This is a genomic window from Oscillatoria sp. FACHB-1407, assembly GCF_014697545.1.
GTDB lineage: Bacteria > Cyanobacteriota > Cyanobacteriia > Elainellales > Elainellaceae > FACHB-1407.
The window spans coordinates 138,170-155,225 of record NZ_JACJSA010000013.1; the positions used below are offsets into that span (position 1 = coordinate 138,170).

At 46.7% G+C, this 17,056-nt stretch carries 13 protein-coding genes; 10 read left to right on the forward strand and 3 right to left on the reverse strand.

Going from position 1 to position 17,056, the window contains the following annotated elements; all coding sequences use genetic code 11:
* Positions 1 to 36: 36 nt before the first annotated feature.
* The 3 genes from H6G89_RS20905 to H6G89_RS20915 are packed head-to-tail and all read left to right on the forward strand — an operon-like array spanning position 37 to position 7,864.
* Entirely contained in the window at positions 37 to 2,400 is a 2,364-nt protein-coding gene (locus tag H6G89_RS20905) for an ATP-binding protein (protein WP_242060042.1), read from the forward strand.
* The gene (locus tag H6G89_RS20910) at positions 2,397 to 2,849 is read left to right on the forward strand and encodes a response regulator (protein ID WP_309230068.1); all 453 of its coding nucleotides are present in this window, start codon (positions 2,397 to 2,399) and stop codon (positions 2,847 to 2,849) included. Before H6G89_RS20905 ends, H6G89_RS20910 begins: the two co-directional genes overlap by 4 nt.
* 20 nt (positions 2,850 to 2,869) lie before the next feature.
* The gene (locus H6G89_RS20915; RefSeq protein WP_190509966.1) at positions 2,870 to 7,864 is read left to right on the forward strand and encodes a PAS domain S-box protein; all 4,995 of its coding nucleotides are present in this window, start codon (positions 2,870 to 2,872) and stop codon (positions 7,862 to 7,864) included.
* A 166-nt stretch (positions 7,865 to 8,030) separates the two neighbouring features.
* Here H6G89_RS20915 and H6G89_RS20920 read toward each other — a convergent pair whose 3' ends face one another.
* A complete protein-coding gene (locus H6G89_RS20920) occupies positions 8,031 to 9,050 on the reverse strand; it encodes a zinc-dependent alcohol dehydrogenase family protein (protein ID WP_190509967.1) in 1,020 nt (339 codons plus the stop codon).
* A 97-nt stretch (positions 9,051 to 9,147) separates the two neighbouring features.
* On the opposite strand from H6G89_RS20920, the gene H6G89_RS20925 reads away from it, so the two are divergent.
* Positions 9,148 to 9,597 (forward strand): winged helix-turn-helix transcriptional regulator, encoded by a 450-nt coding sequence (locus tag H6G89_RS20925; protein ID WP_190509968.1) that lies wholly within the window; start codon positions 9,148 to 9,150, stop codon positions 9,595 to 9,597.
* A gap of 35 nt (positions 9,598 to 9,632) precedes the next feature.
* Here H6G89_RS20925 and H6G89_RS20930 read toward each other — a convergent pair whose 3' ends face one another.
* Entirely contained in the window at positions 9,633 to 10,706 is a 1,074-nt protein-coding gene (locus H6G89_RS20930; protein WP_190509973.1) for a LacI family DNA-binding transcriptional regulator, read from the reverse strand.
* 134 nt (positions 10,707 to 10,840) lie between these two features.
* Here H6G89_RS20930 and H6G89_RS20935 point away from each other — a divergent pair, with 134 nt between their 5' ends.
* The 6 genes from H6G89_RS20935 to H6G89_RS20960 all read left to right on the forward strand — a co-directional run bounded on the left by H6G89_RS20935 (position 10,841) and on the right by H6G89_RS20960 (position 16,043).
* On the forward strand, positions 10,841 to 11,119 hold the full coding sequence (locus H6G89_RS20935) for a hypothetical protein (protein WP_190509976.1): 279 nt from the start codon (positions 10,841 to 10,843) through the stop codon (positions 11,117 to 11,119).
* Between the two features lie 70 nt (positions 11,120 to 11,189).
* Entirely contained in the window at positions 11,190 to 12,395 is a 1,206-nt protein-coding gene (locus tag H6G89_RS20940) for an MFS transporter (RefSeq protein WP_190509978.1), read from the forward strand.
* A 553-nt stretch (positions 12,396 to 12,948) separates the two neighbouring features.
* The gene (locus tag H6G89_RS35165; protein WP_190509980.1) at positions 12,949 to 14,001 is read left to right on the forward strand and encodes an alpha/beta hydrolase; all 1,053 of its coding nucleotides are present in this window, start codon (positions 12,949 to 12,951) and stop codon (positions 13,999 to 14,001) included.
* A gap of 168 nt (positions 14,002 to 14,169) precedes the next feature.
* The gene (locus H6G89_RS20950) at positions 14,170 to 14,922 is read left to right on the forward strand and encodes a glucose 1-dehydrogenase (RefSeq protein ID WP_190509982.1); all 753 of its coding nucleotides are present in this window, start codon (positions 14,170 to 14,172) and stop codon (positions 14,920 to 14,922) included.
* A gap of 16 nt (positions 14,923 to 14,938) precedes the next feature.
* Positions 14,939 to 15,472, forward strand: coding sequence for a nuclear transport factor 2 family protein (locus H6G89_RS20955; RefSeq protein ID WP_199336846.1), 534 nt, complete (start codon positions 14,939 to 14,941; stop codon positions 15,470 to 15,472).
* A gap of 34 nt (positions 15,473 to 15,506) precedes the next feature.
* A complete protein-coding gene (locus H6G89_RS20960; RefSeq protein ID WP_190509984.1) occupies positions 15,507 to 16,043 on the forward strand; it encodes a nuclear transport factor 2 family protein in 537 nt (178 codons plus the stop codon).
* Here the strand turns inward: H6G89_RS20960 and H6G89_RS20965 are convergent.
* Positions 16,040 to 16,885 (reverse strand): helix-turn-helix domain-containing protein, encoded by an 846-nt coding sequence (locus H6G89_RS20965; protein WP_190509986.1) that lies wholly within the window; start codon positions 16,883 to 16,885, stop codon positions 16,040 to 16,042. The two genes, H6G89_RS20960 and H6G89_RS20965, sit on opposite strands and share 4 nt — an antisense overlap.
* Positions 16,886 to 17,056: the final 171 nt, after the last annotated feature.

A 17,056-nucleotide genomic window follows, 5' to 3' on the forward strand; every position in this document is an offset into this window, starting at 1 on the left:
ATTAGCTGTTTTAATAGCTCTTTAATTTAGGGAAAGATGGAAAGACGTATAAATCCAGCCTTGATTACAGCATTAGAGAATAAAATGGCAATTCAAACGGTTGATTTGACGAATTGCGATCGCGAACCGATTCATAGTCCAGGCTCAATTCAGTCACATGGTGTGCTTCTTGTTCTCGATGCTACTACGCTGGACATCATTCAAGTCAGCGAAAATATTGTTTCTTTATTAGGTCGTGAACCACAAAGCCTATTAAGTCAACCGCTATCTAGCCTATTAAGTCTTAGTCAAATCAGTACAATTCAGCAGTGCTTGGACGGAGATTTTGAGAATATAAACCCATTGAAACTCTCCATTAAGCGTAGAGGAAAATCCTTAACGTTAGATGGCATTGTTCATCGGCAAGAGGAAATCGTCTTGCTAGAGCTTGAACCCCAAAGAACACAGAGCAAAGCAAGCTTCTTTGATTTTTACCAGCAGGTAAAAGCACCGATTACCAAAATTCAAAAAGCGAGCACATTGCAAGAAATGTGCCAGCGAGTCGTTGGTGAAATTCGCAAGATTACTGGATTTGACCGAGTGATGGTTTACCAGTTTGATGAGGAAGAGAATGGATGTGTCATTGCAGAGGATACTCATCTCAATTCCTCCTATCTCAACTTACGTTATCCAGCCAGTGACATTCCCAAACAAGCTCGCCAGTTATACAGCTTAAGCTGGTTACGCATCATCCCAGATGCTCGTTACCAACCAATTCAACTAATTCCAGAACATAATCCATTAACGGGTGAGCCACTCGATCTGAGTTTGTCAGTGTTGCGAAGCGTCTCTCCAATACATTTGGAGTATATGCAAAACATGGGGGTTGTGGCTTCCATGTCAATTTCTCTAATGAAAAACCAAAAACTTTGGGGACTGATTGCCTGCCACCATTCAGAACCCAAATACATCCCTTATGATATCCGAACCGTTTGTGAATTCATTGGACAAGTGATGTCGTTGGAACTAACCAATAAGGAAGCTAGTGAAGACCTTGATTACAAAATACAATTGAAGACTTTGCAAACTCAATTTGTGGAATTCTTATCAAAGGCAAACTATTTTCTCGATGGTATCGCTCACTTGGGAACCTCTCTCCTGGATTTGGTAAACGCAACGGGTGTGGTCGTTTGTAGTAGAGATATGTTGGGAAATGGTGAGGTCAATCGCTATGTTCGCGTTGGCAAAACCCCATCTGAAGCTGATACTGCTGCTCTATTGGAGTGGATTAAACCCTACTTTCAGCACAACCTATTTCATACGCGATCGCTTTCAACCATTTATCCTGCTGCGGAATCTCTCAAAGCGATCGCCAGTGGCGTTTTAGCTCTTGAAATTTCTAAAGTTCATCGGAACTACATCCTCTGGTTCCGCCCTGAAGTCATTCAAACGGTAGATTGGGCAGGTAATCCGAGTAAACCAGTTGAGATTTTAGAAAATGGACAGATAAAAATATCACCTCGGAAATCATTTGACTTGTGGCAAGAAACGGTGAGCGGATATTCCCTATCCTGGAAAAACTGCGAAATTGAAGCTGTAATTGAGTTGCGAAGTCTGATTGTAGGAATTGTGTTACGACAAGCTGATGAATTAGCATCTATGAATATGGAGCTACAGCGCAGCAACGAGGATTTGGATTCCTTTGCGTACATTGCATCTCATGACCTGAAAGAACCCCTACGGGGTATTCATAACTACGCTAATTTTTTGATTGAGGACTATGCAGATACCCTCAATGAAGATGGGGTGGCGAAGCTAGAAACCCTTGTTCGATTAACCCAACGAATGGAGGATTTAATCAATTCGCTGTTGCATTTCTCTCGGTTGGGACGAGCCGAGTTGGTTCGCGAACCGATTGATTTGCATGAACTGGTGCAACAGGTGATTACCACGCTCACCATCGCTCGTCCTTATGAAGCAATTGATATCCGGATTCCTCGTCCTTTACCAACGGTTGAGTGCGATCGTGCGCAGGTGAGTGAGGTTTTCATTAACCTGATCAGTAATGCAATTAAGTATAACGACAAGCCTGAAAAATGGGTCGAGGTTGGGTTTATTGAGCCTGGAGATGACGCGTTTAGAAGCAAAGTGCCTTCCCATCCTCTCAGTTTACCACTCTGTCACTCTCCTACGTTCTATGTGCGTGACAACGGCATTGGTGTTCCGTTCAAACATCAAGACAAAATTTTTCAAATTTTCCGACGGTTGCATGGACAGGGTGAATATGGTGGTGGCAATGGAGCAGGCTTAACCATTACCCGCAAAGTAATTGAGCGGCATGGGGGCAAAATTTTCTTAGAATCTACACCGGGTGAAGGGAGCACATTCTACTTCACTCTGGCGGGAGAAGCAACGACGTGAAAAATAACCTACGTTTTACCGCTGACTTGACTCAGCTACTCCTTGTGGTGGAGGACAGCGACGAAGATTTTGAAACCCTACAACGATTGCTACGACGTGCTCCACTGGCTGTTCCTCTTCACCGATGCCTCAATGGTGATCAGGCATTGGCATTTCTCACACAAACAAAAACGGATCTCAATTCAGAGGGGTATCTTCGTCCTAACATGATTTTACTTGACCTGAATCTGCCCGGAACGGACGGACGTGAGGTTCTTCGTCAAGTTAAACAAGATGACGATCTCAAAAGTATTCCGGTCGTTGTTTTTACAACCTCCAACAATCCAAAGGATATCAATGCTTGTTATCAGTATGGCGTGGATAAGTACATTGTCAAATCTATTGATTTCAAGCAACTCAAGCAAGATATCCAAATGCTTGTAGATTATTGGTTTAAAGTTACTACATGATCGTTTCTAAATTTATCTCTATGGTTAATAAGACCTGCTATACCGTTTTAATTGTGGATGACTCTCCCGAAGATCGGGAAGTGTATCGTCGCTACTTAAACCGTGATGATCGCCATACCTATGAAATCACAGAAACTGCCTCCGTTAGCAGTGCACTAGCTCTGTGCGATCGCTCCCTACCTGATTTAATTCTGCTAGACTATCGACTCCCCGATGATGATGGATTGATGTTTTTGCAAGAGTGGCAAGTCCGCTACGAAAAGATTCTTGCTCCAGTCATTATGTTGACGGGACAGGGAGATGAGCAAATTGCTGTAGAAACGATACGGTTAGGTGGTCAGGATTACCTCACAAAAGGAAAGCTAACCACAGATTCACTCTGCCAGAAAGTACATCAGGTTTTGGAGCAAGTCCGGCTAAAGCAGCAGATTTCATTCCAACAAGAACAGCAGCGATTGGTTAACAGTGTTGCTCTGCGTATTCGCCGATCGCTTCAGTTAGATGATGTGTTGCAAACGACAGTTGACGAAGTGCATCAATTATTGCAGTGCGATCGCGCGCTGATTTACAAGTTTGCACCGGATAGAAGTGGAACCATCACGCATGAGTCAGTTCTCCCGCCGTGGAGAGCCTGCATTGAAACGCAGATTGAAGATACCTGTTTCAAAAACAACGGAACAGACAAATATACTCAGGGTTGGATATGGGCAGAGCCAGATGTTGCTAATGCAAAGTTAACCGATTGTCATCTGCAACTATTAGAAAGCTTTCAGGTTAAAGCAAATTTAGTCGTTCCAATTTTGTTGGAAACAGGAAAACGCTCTAATCCTGACTCAAACTCTAATCATCAACCTTTACTGTGGGGATTGTTAGCCATTCATCAATGCGATCGCCCTCGTCAGTGGCAAAAAACTGAGATTGATTTAGTGAATCAACTGGCAGTGCAATTGGCGATAGCAATTCAACAGGCAGAACTCTATCAAAATCTCCAAACTCTCAACAGTTCTCTAGAGAAGCAAGTCGAACAACGTACTAGAGCATTGGCTGCTAGTGAGCAACGCTTTCGGGGTATTTTTGACAATGCGTTTCAGTTTGTTGGGTTACTGACACCAGAGGGCATATTGTTAGAGGCAAACCAGACTGCTTTAGATTTTGCAGGACTTCAGCGAGACGATGTCATTAATCGCCCTTTTTGGGAAATGGATTGGTGGGCAATCTCCTCAGAAATTCAAACGCAGTTACAACAAGCAATTGCCCAGGCAGCCCAGGGGGAATTTGTTCGCTATGAAATGGATCTCATAGGTAAAGCCGGAATCATTACGACGGTTGACTTTTCGTTGCGCCCTCTGTGTAATGAAGAGGGTGAAGTGGTTTTGCTCATTCCAGAAGGACGAGACATTAGCGATCGCAAACGAAACGAATCGACGTTACAGCTACAAGCGCAAATTCTCAATCAAATCCATGATGCTGTCATCTCAACTACCCTTGATGGAACGATTCAAACCTGGAACTCGGCAGCAGAAAAACTTTACGGGTACACGGCTGAGGAAGCGATTGGGCAAAATGTTAGTATCCTTTATCTTCCTGAAGATTTACCCCAGATAGCAACAACCGTTTTTCAACCTCTATTAACGGTTGGGAGCCATCAGGTTGAGTTACGGAACCAAACGAAATCAGGAACCCAAATTGATATCAGCTTGCGTCTTTCGGTTGTTTATGACGACATGAAACATCCAATTCGCTTGATTGGCTGCTCAAATGATATTAGCGATCGCAAGCAAGCAGCAAAAGCTCTTCAGGAGAGCCAAACACTGTTGAGGTCGGTTATCGACAACTTACCGCAAGCAATTTTTTGGAAAGATCGCGAGAGCCGTTTTCTGGGTTGCAATCAACAAATGTTATTGGATGCAGGGTTTTCTTCTGCTGAGGACATCATTGGTAAGACAGATTTTGATCTGCCCTGGCGAGAAGAGGCTCCGCTTTTCCGGGCAGACGATCGTCAGGTTATAGAGTCAGGTCAGCCCAAACTTAATATTGAAGAGCCGCTTACGAAGGTTGGTAACATTCACAGTTGGCTAAAAACGAATAAATTACCCCTCCGATCTGCTGATGGCAGCATCATTGGTGTTCTTGGTAGCTATGAAGATATTACAGAGCGCAAACGGATTGAACACGCCTTACAGGAAAGTGAACGCCGCTATGCAACCCTGGCTGCTACTGCCCCTGTTGGCATTTATCGCACCGATGCCGATGGTAATTGTTTATATGTCAATGATCGCTGGTGCGAGCTTGCCGGATTAACGCCTGAAGAAGCCGCAGGTTTTGGCTGGATTCAAGGACTCCACCCAGATGATCGAGAGATGATCTCAGCAGAGTGGTATCGTTGTGCCAGAACAGGTGAAGTGTTTCGCCTCGAATATCGCTTCCAACGACCGGATGGCATTACAACCTGGGTATATGGGCAAGCGACTCAAGAAAAAAAATCAGATGGAGGGGTGATAGGTTATATCGGCACCATCACAGATATTAGCGATCGCAAAGCCGTAGAACAAGAATTACAATCACTCAATCAGGAGTTAGAAGCTAGAGTCACACAGCGCACCGCAGAATTGCAGGAGAGCCAACAGTTTATTCAAAGTGTTACTGATAGTATTCCAAACGTTCTGTATATTTATGACTTAGAGAGAAATTGTAATGTGTATGCCAATCAAGAACTTACCATTGCTTTAGGCTACACTCCCAAAGAAATTCATGAGATGGGTGCTACTCTATTTTCTAATCTGATGCATCCTGAGGATCTAGAGAAATTTATTTTTTATCTACAAGATCTAAAAAATTTAGAAGGGCAGGAAAAACGAACGATTGAATATCGCCTCCTCAATCCCAAAGGAGAATGGCGATGGTATCTCAGTCAAGACACCTCATTTCGGCGAGGAGTAGATGGGCAAGTACAACAAGTCATTGGAACTGCTCAAGACATTACTGCTCGTAAACAAATAGAGGAACAGCTCTATCGTAGTGAAGCCCAGTTAAGAACGGCTCAACGGATCGCCGGATTTGGTAGTTGGGAATTTGATGTACAAACTGGAGTGGTCACTTGGTCAGAAGAAGTTTTTGACATTTTTGGACGCAATGTCGAGGATGGTGCTTACAGTTATGAAGAACTACATGCAGCAATTCACCCTAATGATCGAGATCATCACCGATCCTTGACTCAACAAGCGATCGAATACGGTCATCCCTATACAGTTGAATTTCGGTTCTATCGCCATGGTGGAGACTTACGTTACGTTCACGCACGTGGTGAGGCAATTTTGGGTTCAAATGGTCAGCCGATACAGTTGCTTGGTACGGTGCTTGATATTACCGAACGCAAGCAATCTGAAGAACAGTTGCGCCATCTCTCTGAACGATTGACAATCGCATTGCAATCCGGTGGTTTTGGTAGTTGGGAGTATGACTTTGTGCGATCGCAACAGCTCTGGGACGATCGAATGTATGAACTATATGGTGTTACCCCTGATAATTTTGCTGGGACATTAGATGCGTGGTTAGGTTATCTTCATCCTGACGATCGCGAGTCAATGTTAAATCAAATCCAAGAGGTTCTCGATAATCAGTCAGAATACAGTGCAGAGTTTCGGATCATCCATCCAACGGGAGCCGTTCATCACCTAAAAGCCTATGGCATTCTTCAGCGTAACGAACAACAAGAACCTGTTCGTATGATTGGCATAAACTACGATATTACAGATTTTAAACTGGCAGAAGAACAGCTACGCCAAATCAACAATCGCCTCACCCTTACAAATGCGGAACTTCATCGAGCAACTCGCTTAAAAGATGAATTTCTGGCGAATATGAGTCACGAATTGCGAACTCCTCTGAATGCCATTTTAGGAATGGCAGAGAGCTTACAGGATGAAATCTTAGGAGTAATCAACCCCCACCAAAAAGATGCCATCAGTAGTATTGAGCGCAGTGGTCAACATCTTCTAGAGTTAATCAATGACATTCTGGATTTAGCAAAAGTTGAATCTGGAAAATTAGAATTACAACTTTGTCCGGTTAAAATTAATCACCTGTGTATATCAAGCTTGAATTTTGTTCGACAACAAGCCTTTGCTAAAAATATTCAAATCACGACTGAACTACCGTCTGATTTACCAGCAATCATCTTAGACGAACTGCGGATTCGCCAGGTTCTCATCAATCTACTCAGTAATGCTGTAAAGTTCACACCTAACGGTGGCAGTATCAAACTGGCTGTACACCAGGAGCAATCTCAAGGACAGCCATTGCTCTGCTTTCAAATCACAGATACTGGAATTGGTATTGCTCTGGACGATATGTGTAAACTCTTTCAACCGTTTACTCAAGTTGATAGCCAGCTTAATCGCAAACACATGGGTACGGGTTTAGGGTTAGCCCTAGTGCGTCGATTGGTTGAGTTACATCAGGGACAGATTACCGTTGCTAGTGAAGTGGGCAGAGGTAGTTGCTTTACGGTTTGCTTACCGTATAAGACTGAATCCTCAGCGTTCGTAACACCAGCTCACGATAAGCAATCATTTGCCTCGGCAACTAAAGAACAAGATGCCAGTTTGCCTTCAAATCAAGCTTCAAATATCACCTCAACGTACACACCTACTAAGAGCTTGATCTTATTAGTAGAGGACAATGAGGCCAATGCAGCCACAATTTCTAATTATTTAGAGGGACGGGGATATCAATTGCTGCGAGCGAGCAATGGGCAGGAAGCAATTACTCTCGCTACGACACAACATCCCAATCTGATTCTGATGGATGTTCAAATGCCAGATATAGATGGATTAGAAGCAATTGCACGCATTCGTACCTATCCCCAACTGGCTCATACTCCTATTATTGCAGTTACCGCTTTAGCCATGACAGGCGATCGTGAAAAGTGTTTAGCCGCTGGTGCCAATGATTACATGACTAAGCCAATCAAACTAAAACAACTGGTTAATGTGATTCGAGGATGGCTGCAATGAAAACTCAATTTCAAATTCTTGTGATTGATGATGAACCCGGCAACTTCAATGCCATTGATAACTGATTAGAAGAAGACTATCAATTAAGCTATGCCTCGAATGAAGAAAAAGCATTTAATTTACTACAAACACACCTATGCTCTATGAGCACGATCTTGAACAGCCATTATTCTTGCTGCAACACCACTTTCCCGATCGCTTGCCCCGACTCAGCCCGTTGGTGTGCCGCTGCCACTTCGGAAAATCTGAACACCTGACTATCGAGTAACGGTCGCACCTGTCCAGCATCGACTAACTGAGCCAGTTGGGTCAAAATCTCTCCATGGCGCGATTGCTTCGCAGTTCCCTGAAGGGGTAATCGCTCCACCCCATACAGCAGTGGAATCAGCATATAGACCAGATGCAGCGTCAGCCCTTTCGCGTGCAGCAGGGTTAAATCTTGCTGAGATAGGGAAACAGTTGAGACGACTGTTCCATTTAGCTTTGCGGCTTTGAATGCATTTTGCAGATTGTCGTTTCCCACGGTGTCGAACACCACATCAAATCCTTGCCCATTGGTGTGTTCTGCTACAAACTCTTCAATCGGCTGTTGGCGGTAGTTGATAACGAAGTCGGCTCCTAATTTATAGGCGATCGCTCCTTTCTCTTCATTCGATACCAGGGCATAGACTGTCGCTCCTGCCCACTTCGCCAGTTGTACCCCGATATGCCCCACACCGCCGGTTGCTCCATAGATCAGCACTCGTTGTCCGGGTTGAACGTTGGCGCGATCAATTAGCCCTTCCCAGGCAGTAATTGAAACCAGAGGTAGCGCAGCGGCTTCTGCCATCGTCAGCGACTTGGGCTTGGGAGCTACGCGATCTGCATCCGCCAGCATATACTCCGCTAATGCGCCCCCCAACCCTTTTACACCGCCTGCACAGGCATAGACTTCATCTCCCGGTTTGAACGTGGTCACTCCCTCACCAATGGCTTCCACCACTCCGGCAACATCTCCATGCAACACAGCCGGAAAATCAGGGGCAATATCTGGCACTGCGCCCTGGCGAATTTTGTAATCCACCGGATTCACACTGGTTGCCATAACCCGAATCAACACATGATTGGGTAGGATTTGAGGAACAGGAACATCTACCGTTTCAAAAACAGCAGGGCTACCGAACTGGTTAATCATTTGGGCTTGCATTGCAATTGACCTCAGAACTCATATTCCATGAGTACCATTGAGAGATTGCTGCCCGAAAGGATTAACGGCAAAGTGCATTAGTTACTTTTTGGAAAACATGGTGAGCAAAACGAATTCCGACGCGACCCAACTCAATTACTTGCCTCAGCCTGCGCTCGATCGCATCGCTAACATGAACCTGTTCGACACCAACTGTGCAGGGCATCAAATGCTCGAACATATCGCCAACAAGTGGACAGTGCTGATTGTGTATGCCCTGACGCAGGGGAAGAAGCGATATAGCGAACTCAAGCAGCAGATTGTTGGCGTATCTCCCAAGATGCTGATCCAGAATTTGCGTAACCTGGAACGATGTGGATTGATCCAACGGGAGATTTATCCTACCGTTCCGCCACGGGTTGATTACTCACTGACGACCTTAGGAGAATCTCTGGTAGAACCCTTAGCGATCTTGGGAGAGTGGGCATATCGCCATATTCCAGAAGTAAAAGCAGCAATGGAGCAGTATGACGAGAACCCGAAAGAGAATTACTGGGAACCCAAGTAATTTGGCCGAGATTCATCTCTGAGCAAAATGTTTATTTATTCTTTTGGTGCCACTCCTGAAGAGTCACGAATGACTAATTCAGTTGGTAATCGGTAGGAGATGGGTTGACTCACACTCTCCAGGAGCAGTCTAGCTGCGACTGCCCCTTTCTCGACGAGTGGTTGTCGCACCGTCGTTAATCGGGGGCGAATTTGGGAGGCAAGGGGAATATCATCAAACCCCACGATCGATAAATCCTTGGGTACATGCAAACCCAGCGTTTCAGCAGCCCGTAAGGCTCCAACCGCAAGGCGATCGCTCATCGCCAAGATTGCAGTGGGTCGTGGGGTCTGATTGAGCAGGGCAAGTGTTGCAGAAAATCCGCTTTCTTCCCGATTCAACCGTTCTTCAATCGCCACCGTTTGAGGGTCAATTCCGGCTTCTCTCAGGGCATCCAGGTAGCCATGCAATCGGTCTAACGTCGAGGGAAAGGTGGTAGATTGCATCCGCTGATCATCGACTTTGCCTTCATAGCCATCAGCCTGCAATTCCATGGAAATAATGCCCAATCGGGTATGACCCAAACGAATTAAGTGAGACGTGGCTTCGTGGGCTGCCTGATGCTCATCAATGCCGACGGAGGGCACCCCCGTTAAACCGGGTCGATCGACTGCCACTGTTGGAAGATGACGTTCCAATACCTTAGCCGTAGTTATATCGGCATCTGGCGTGGAGTAAACAATAAATCCATCCACGACTGCCTGATTGACCGTATCGGCAATTAGGCCATCTTTAGCCATTGGCACAATTAGAAGACTGACCTTAGCGGGTTCGCACACACTCGCAATGCCCTGGAGAAAAGCGATCGCCACTGGATCACTGAATGCATACAGTAACGACTCATGAAAAATGACTCCGATCGCCCCTGCCTGCCCCGTTCGCAACAATCGTGCCGTTGGATTGGGACCCGCGTATCCCATTTCTTTTGCCGTTACCAAAATTTTTTCTCGCAGTTCTGGAGAAAGCTGATCTGGACGGTTGAACGCATTTGAAACAGTGGTACGTGAGATTCCCAACGCTTTTGCAATATCCAAAAGGGTTGCAGGTTTGGGTGAATCAGAAAATGTCATAACCGTCCAGAATTGTTGATCTGAAATCCGACTTAAGAAGGAGCCGAGAAACTTGATCGATCAAGATATCGCCTCTATGATGGTAGCGAAACTGAATCGATTCAGAAAACAATCCGACTTGTGGAGCATTCACCATGAGAACTCATCAACGGCAACTTCTTTATCGACAACTCGAATTTATGGAGTCTCCTGCAACTTCAGGTTCTTTTCAGCAGGGAGTGATTGAGGTCGTTCAACGAGCCTGGATGTCCTTCTGGAACGCGATGGCAACACAAGATGAGCCTCAATTTAAGGAGCGACGCGATCGCCGTGGACAACCCTACTGGCAAGTTTATGATCCTGTCGCTGATCGAACCTTTCACCTGGACTCGTTGCAAACTGTGTTGGAGTGGTTGGAAAATCGACACAACTGAAAATTCCAGGATTTCGATTTGGGCTGAATCGATTCAGTCGCCTATCACGACCCAACTCCACTGACTACCTATGAAACCTGACCGCCGCACAAGCACACCCTCCCATGCGCCTGCCTCCATTGGGATTGCGATCGCCTTCTACGCCTTCATCACCATTGGGGTTGCCGAAAGTGGCTTAGGAGTGCTGCTGCCCTCTATTCTAGATACGTTTAATCTAACCCCTGCAACCGTGACGTTTTTGTTTATCAGCCAAATTGCAGGGTATGTGCTTGCTGCCTTTAGCAGTAGTCTGATCAGCAGTCGGTTGGGATTAGCTCCCATGCTGTTGATTGCGGCTATCACCCTCACCACGGCTCTCGCTACCTACGGCTTAGCTCCAGCTTGGGGCATCATGGTCGCCGTGGGAACCCTGCTGGGGTTGGGCATTGGCTTGATTGATGCGGGGATTAACGCCTACATGGTGAGTGACCAGCGGGAGGCAAAATGGATTGGGCTGCTCCATGCCTTCTATGGCATTGGTGCTTTGTTGGGACCAGCGATCGCCACGACCCTGCTGCTGTTGGGGCTCAATTGGCGACAAGTTTATGGTGTGATTGCCAGTTTGGTAGCACTACTCATTGTTACGGTTGGTTGGGTGATGGTCGTCCACTATCCGCCCATGATGCGACGAACTGCGACATCCAACTCTCATGCGGTTGCCAATCTCCGGTTTGCGCTCAAAACACCTGCCGTTCTGATTTCAGGGTTGTTTCTGCTGGTTGCTGTGGGGACAGAAGCCTCTCTGGGAAATTGGGCATATACGGTTCAGCAGGTCAGTCGCGGCATTTCAGCCTCTATAGCCGGATATAGCATTAGTGCCATGTGGTTGGGATTTACGATCGGACGGGTGATGCTGGGCATTTTTGTAAACCGATTGGGAGCCGCTCGCCTGGTTACAGCGTCGTTGTCTCTGCTTGCGGTTGGATTATTAACCTGGTGGCTACTGCCAGAGCAATGGCTGAGCTTGCCTATCATTGGGTTTGCGATCGCCGCCATTTTTCCCACAACCATTTGGCTGATGCCCCAGCGAGTTCCAACCGCTGTTGTTCCTGCGGCGATCGGCTTTGTCACCAGTGTTGCCAGTTTGGGATCAGCGATCATTCCGACAACGATTGGCTGGATTGCAAATCGAGCAGGCTTAGAAATCATTCCCATGTTGATTTTGCTATTGGCGATCGCATTAGCTGTGCTGCATTCCTGGTTAACGAAACAGGATGTCTCATCTTTTGATGATTAGGGGCAACAATGACTGAACGGACTTACGCAGTTAGATCCCCAAACTCCTTTTCTAAGGCTACGGTGTATACACATCTCTGCTTTGTCAATGATGCTGCAATGAGTTCGAGAATCAGGCATTGGGAGATTCTCCCTCAAACCCCCTAGCAGAATGTGTTTCGGTTAACCCACAGGCACGCTTCGCATCGGTTCCAAGTCCGGGTGTTTCGAATCAGGTCAAGCCCCTTCAAAAGCTCAAAGTCCCCCAGAGCTGGGGGATTTGGGGGGTTATGATGCCGATCTAATGTTTGATTGTGGCAGATCACTGGGTAGGGGCGTTTCGCGAAACGCCCTTACGGAATCATGTGCAGCGAAGCCAATTCAAATTGGTATAACGAATGCCCATGTATTTAAGCGAAGCTAAGGATTGGTACGGCATACACAATTGAATTATTTCCAGATCATTGTGCAACCGCAAAATTTTGATAAAACAGCGCAAGAATCGGGCTTCAGGTTTGAGGGGACTTTTTCTAATCTTGAGTTATTGAAACCCAACTCAAACCGAGGAACGACTTATGAACGTTATCCAATCCCTGATTGCAACTGGCACAATCGCGATCGTCTCCTTCACTGCTCTTCCTGTTGCTCTGTCAGAAACAGTAAACCCTGCCCCTGTTACCGTTGAGTCTTCAGCTTCAATAGTTGAACTGCCTGCATCCTTCCAACCCGGACTCAATCGGGTTGTCTTCCAGAGTGAGGGTGAGCGGATGGTTGGAAACCTGTACCTGCCAACCTCCTATCAGCCCGGAGACAAGCTTCCCGTAATTGTTGTGACAGGTGCCTGGACAACGGTGAAAGAACAAATGCCTGCGGTCTACGCTCAGCGGTTAGCCGATCGCGGATTTGCCACCTTCGCGTTTGATTTTCGCTACTGGGGTGAAAGCGGCGGAACTCCTCGCCAATACGAATCTCCTGCGGCTAAAGTACAGGACATCAAAAATGCCGTTGCCTTTCTGCAAACCTTACCTGTGATTGATAGCGATCGCATCGGTGGGTTAGGCATCTGTGCCAGTGCAGGCTACATGGCACAAGCGGTTGCGGAAGATTCAAGCTTCAAATCCTTTGCAACGGTTGCCGCCTGGTTGCATGATATGGATTCACTTAACGCTTTATTTGGTGAAGAAATGGTGCAGCGTCGGATGGAAATTGGTCAAGCTGCCCGTGAACAGTACGATCGCACAGGTGAGGTGGCTTATGTTCCGGCGTATTCTCAGGGCGATCGCAGTGCAGCGATGTTCGGTGATGTCAGCTACTACGGCAGTACGGATCGCGGTGTAATTCCAGAATGGACAAATCGCTTTGCAGTGATGTCGTGGCATGAATGGCAAGGTTTTGATGCAATGGCGATCGCTCCTCAAATCACCACTCCAACGTTGATGGTTCATAGCGATGGTTCTGCTTTGCCGGATAATGCCCGTGAATTCTATGCTTCGTTGAGTGGCGAAAAGCAGCTAGTTTGGACAGAAGGACAACATCTCGACTTCTACGATCGCGATCCTCAAGTTTCAACGGCTATTGATGCGTTGGTGACTCACTTCCAGGCAACATTGTCTGATGAAGCATTTTAAGTTATTGGTCATTCGTTAGTAGTTAGTAATTGTTGCTTATTCACCATTCGTTATTTACACATGATCAACGAAAAATGATCAGCAACAAATGACTAATAATCAGCAATAAATGACTAACAATAAATGATCGAAAAAACTACAATCACCGAAATAATTGAGGAGACTCAGATGAGTGGACGCATGGATGGAAAAGTTGTGATTGTGACGGGTGGAAGTTCGGGAATTGGTCGAGCAACTGCCATTGCATTCGCCAGTGAAGGTGCAAAAGTGGTGATTGCGGCACGACGAGTCAATGAAGGCGAAGACACCGTCAAACAAATTGTGGAAGCTGGTGGAGAGGCAATCTTTGTCCAAACGGATGTGACTCAGGCAAACGAGGTACAAGCTCTGGTCGATCGCACTCTAAAAAAATATGGTCGTCTGGATGCGGCATTCAATAATGCAGGTTCTGGTAAAGGGATTCGGTTGATTGATTTGACGGAAGACGAGTGGGAACAGGAAATTGCGGTCAACCTCAAATCGGTGTGGCTCTGTTTGAAGTATCAAATTCCTGCCATGCTGAAATCGGGTAAAGGGGCGATCGTCAATATGGCATCTCAGGGGGCAATCCTGGGTGTTCCCAACTACACGGCTTATGGAGCAGCGAAGGGTGGTGCGGCAGCGTTAACTCGTGCGGCGGCGGCTGAATATGCGGCAGAGGGCATTCGGATTAATGCGGTCAGTCCCGGTGCAGTTGAAACAGAGCTTTGGGCAAATGCGCCTGCCGGAATGCTGGAACAGGTGGCAGCGGGGATTCCGATGCAGCGGGTTGGACAGCCCCAGGATATTGCGGAAACGGTTGTCTGGCTTTGCTCCGATGCGGCTGGATTTATCACCGGACAAAACATTGCCATTGATGGCGGCTATACCACCTCCAACTAAAACTCACTGAACTCTCATGAAAAAATATTGGATTGCGCTCTTTGCTTTTGTATTAGCGATCGCCCTCATAATGAGCTGGAAATCAGAACAACCTGCGATCGCCAATGACGCACCTACCAGCCAGGAACAAGCTAATGTTCAACTGATTCAGGATTACTACGCTGCCTATGCAGAAGGCGATCTAGAAGCCCTCAAAAACTTCTTTGCCCCCAATATCGTCTGGCGCATTCCTGGGCATCATCCCTTAGCAGGCGAAAAGCGTGGTGTAGACGAAGTAATTGCATTTTTTACCCAACTTGCACAAGGCAATTTCCAAGCCGATCCCATCTTTTTTCAAGCACAGGGAGACTATGTGGTAGACATCCACCGAGGCTGGAGCAATGTTGAGGATGGTGGAACTCAAGTCGATCAGCTATTCACACTGATGTTCAAAGTTGAGAATGGCAAAATCGTTGAGGCTCAAAACTTCCTGACCGATCAGCACCAGGCAGATGCTTTCTTCTGGAGAACCTATCCCCTCAAGCCGTTGCCCGATCGCCTCGCTCAGTAGATCTAATATCAACTCTCCTCGTTTAGAAAAAGTCATGCTCAAGAACAAACGCCGTCAAGTATTGCTGGTCGGAGGAAGTGTAATCGCCTCCACGCTTCTCTCCAACAAACTTGCAACGGCTCAATCTTCTAACCCAACCATGAACTCAACCACCGATCGAGATGCCATTATCAATGCGGTCAATCAAATTGCTATCATGGCTGATCTCCGCAACTGGGACGCTTGCCGAGATGCCTTTAGCGATCGCGTCGCAACCGATTACACCTCTCTCACAGGTGGAGAACCGTCAATCGTCAATGCAGAAGATTTAGTTAGTGGCTGGGAAACCTTCTTCTCACAAACCTTTAAAGTGACTCAGCACTTGATTGGTAGCCATGTTGTCACCATCACGGGAGATACTGCAACTTGTCTTTCCAACTTTCAAGCCCACCATGTTTATTTAGATTCTGCAAAAGGAACCTGGACGTTGGGTGGCATTTACGAACATGGTTTAATCCAAACGCCTCAAGGCTGGAAAGTAAACCGGATGAAAATGACCTGGACGTGGGAATCCGGCGATCGCCCTAACTAGCTACATTGCAAGCGATAATCCTTGGGTGTCACCCCGGTTGCTTTACGAAAATGAGTGGTGAAGTGGCTCTGGTTAGAGAAGCCGACTCGATAGGCGACTTCTGCGATCGCCAACTGAGTCACTGTCAACAGAACTTTAGCCCGTTCCATCCGGCGTTGAATCAGATACTTGTGGGGAGTTTCTCCCGTTGCAGCTTTGAAAGCACGAGCAAAATGAAACTGACTCATTGGAACCAAAGCTGCCATATCTTCGATCGCCATATCTTCTGCCAGATGTTCCTCAATGTAATCTTGAATTTGCTTTAGTTTTACAGCATCTAAAGCCCGACCTGGAACAACGAGCTTCTTTTGTGGCGTTCCCGATTCACAGTAGTTCCGTAACAAATGAACCGTCAGCAAATTTTTCAGCGACTCAGCAAAGAGGTTTCCGCCCAACCCCTCATTTAACAGTTCACCTTTAAACCAGTGAGCCACTTGAGTAATGGTGGGATCAGGAAAAATCACCCGATGGGTCAATCGCGTTTCTTCAGATAGGTCATTCTCGATTGCAATCTGCTTTAGATAATCCGGATCAAGGTAAAGCGTGACGTACTCACTCGCCTTCTCTCGGTGATGCCAGACAAACTCGCGATCGCCATACAAAAACGTACTCCCGGCAGGCAAAGCCGTGGTTTGTTTTCTACCATCGACAGACCAGGTCACACGATCGTGCGGGATAAATGCCACACTAATCGCGTGTTTGGGCATGGCAAACTCAAAGTCACCCACGCTTTCGAGCAGCCCATACTCCACCGTAATGTTCTGCCACTCCTTCTTGAGGAAAAGGGAAGGTTGCTCCGTCATCCGCCACCACTTCAGAAAACGTTACTGCCCTTATCGTATCGAAATATAATTTCCTGGCAAGCCCTCCGCTTCGCGGTAGTGCCTGGGTATCGTCTGCAATACCCGAAATACAGGCGTCATGTAACCCTGATTGCCGAATCCAGCTTTTGTAGCAACTTCAGCCAGCGTTCA